Origin of the sequence: Escherichia sp. MOD1-EC7003, from assembly GCF_002965065.1 — a bacterium.
GTDB lineage: Bacteria > Pseudomonadota > Gammaproteobacteria > Enterobacterales > Enterobacteriaceae > Escherichia.
In genome coordinates this window covers 1-2,495 of sequence record NZ_PTRE01000214.1, presented here as the reverse complement: position 1 = coordinate 2,495, position 2,495 = coordinate 1, and the positions used below count along the sequence as shown (strand labels likewise).

The window sequence follows — 2,495 nt, the reverse complement described above, 5'->3', positions numbered from 1 at the left end:
GCGGCCCGTCGGGCGGGGTATCGCCGGACCGGGGCTGCTGGCCCGCGTGCTGACCTCGAAGTATGCAGAGCACACCCCGCTGTAGCGCCAGTCAGAAATATACGGCCGGCAAGGTGTGGAGCTGAGCCGTTCACTGCTGTCGGGCTGGGTGGATGCATGCTGCCGGCTGCTGTCTCCGCTGGAAGAGGCGCTTCATGGCTATGTGCTGACTGACGGTAAGCTCCATGTTGATGACACGCCTGTCCCGGTGCTGTTGCCAGGCAATAAGAAAACGAAGACCGGGCGGTTGTGGGCGTATGTTCGTGACGACCGCAATGCCGGGTCAGCGTTGGCACCTGCAGTGTGGTTCGCTTACAGCCCGGACAGGAAAGGCATCCATCCGCAGACTCATCTTGCTTGCTTCAGCGGTGTGCTGCAAGCGGATGCGTACGCCGGGTTCAACGAGCTGTATCGCAATGGTCGGATAACGGAAGCTGCCTGCTGGGCTCATGCCCGCCGAAAGATCCACGATGTGCACGTCCGCATCCCGTCAGCACTGACGGAAGAAGCCCTGGAGCAGATCGGTCAGTTGTACGCCATAGAGGCGGATATAAGGGGAATGCCGGCAGAGCAGCGGCTTGCTGAACGTCAGCGAAAAACGAAACCGCTGTTGAAATCCCTGGAAAGCTGGTTGCGTGAAAAGATGAAGACCCTGTCGCGACACTCAGAGTTGGCGAAGGCGTGCGCGTACGCACTTAACCAGTGGCCGGCACTGACGTACTATGCGAACGATGGCTGGGTGGAAATCGACAACAACATCGCTGAAAATGCCCTGCGGGCGGTCAGTCTGGGTCGTAAAAACTTCCTGTTCTTCGGCTCTGACCATGGTGGTGAGCGGGGAGCGCTACTGTACAGCCTGATCGGGACGTGCAAACTGAATGACGTGGATCCAGAAAGCTACCTTCGCCATGTGCTTGGCGTCATAGCAGACTGGCCGGTCAACCGGGTCAGCGAACTGCTTCCGTGGCGCATAGCACTGCCAGCTGAATAACACATCCCCGTCAATACGGCCCTCGCTGTACGCTTACAAACAGACCAGACGGTTTAAATGAGCCGGTTACGCGTCAGGTGACGGACTTCTATCACCGTAATCTGCTGGACAGCCCGGAGGCGCAGGCATGGCTGGTACACCGTGGCCTGAACCACCCTGAACTGGTGAGTCACTTCCGGCTGGAGTTCGCGACTTAACAATGTCAGTATTTCAGATGTTAAAAACCATGACACAGGAAAGGAGAGCAGCAGGGTAGGGCCACAAAACTATTCACTCTTATAAATAAATTGGACTTTGCGCATTAAACCATTGCCGCAGTCGGTGAACCGCATATCAGGCACAGGCAGTTTTTCTGGCAGCTTAAATTTGACACAGCTTAATATAGTGATTTATTAAACAGGTTCAGTATGCTGCCAGAAGGTTTTAGTCGTTATGGGCGTCCGTTAGTTTTCAACTAACTGAACGACGACTAGCCTGCCGCCTTCCTCCTTTGACAGAACAAACTGAGCGTTATTCGTCAGTTCAATTTTTTCACCAATGGCAATCTGTCGTTTATCCGGTAATGACATAAGCCCATTTATGCCTTCATTTACTAACCACCACTGATCGTTATGGAAAACAAAATACCCAACTCGTTTCCTTTGTGCATCGGTTGTGCGCTCATTTGGCGCAATGAGGCGATTCACATGCCACGCATAGATTGACTGCCCGCTCCACACCATCAACCGGTGATCGTCAGGACGATAACTGCCTTCCTTTCGGGATGAATATAAATTTAGAACCGGTAATTTACCCTTGTATGGCGTACTGCAGTAGGGACAAACCGGCTTTGTCTTACCTGAGAAAACGTACCATTTCTGTTCACACGCCTTGTTCTGGCAGGGCTGTATCAGATCAACTGTTTTAACCAGGGCACTTTCCCACTCATCGGCGGTCGGGCGTTTAGTGGCATCGTGTAAGCCATCAATAAAGGCGCGTTCAAACAAAGGCGTCAGATAAGGGCCCATGATGGTGTAAGGAATTTTCTCCGGGTCAGCCCAGGGCAGTGAAAAGGAGGATAGCTGACTGACTTTGACTGCATTGCTTTTGTCTGTCGGATGTTCAATGAAGAGCGCCTTCTCACCCATAGATAAGGTCTCATCACGTACTTCATCCGACATGTCATGTATTTTTCCGCCACGTAGCGGATGACGGAAGAACAGATACATGTAGATAAGCACCGACAGCGCATGACGGTCAGTAGTAATGCTTGGCAATACGCGGTTCGGATCCTCTTTGGAAAGATGGCTGGTTTTCACCACTTCCGGAGCGATAAAATCCGGGGTACCCACGACGTCGGGAGGATACTTTCCAGGGACAACCAGGCCGTCTACGTCAATGATGCAGGCATGTCCCATTTCTGGATTGAACCGCCCCGGGAATCCTGGAGACTAAACTCCCTGAGAAAGAGGTAAACAGGATGACT

2 pseudogenes are annotated in these 2,495 nt (G+C 52.8%); one reads left to right on the top strand and one right to left on the bottom strand.

The window, feature by feature from the left end:
• Nucleotides 1-1,030, top strand: a pseudogene (gene tnpC / locus A7090_RS23875) (IS66 family transposase); the annotation flags it as partial.
• Nucleotides 1,031-1,473: 443 nt separating this feature from the next.
• On the opposite strand, the pseudogene A7090_RS23870 reads toward tnpC, so the two are convergent.
• Nucleotides 1,474-2,436, bottom strand: a pseudogene (locus A7090_RS23870) (kinase); the annotation flags it as partial.
• Nucleotides 2,437-2,495: the final 59 nt, after the last annotated feature.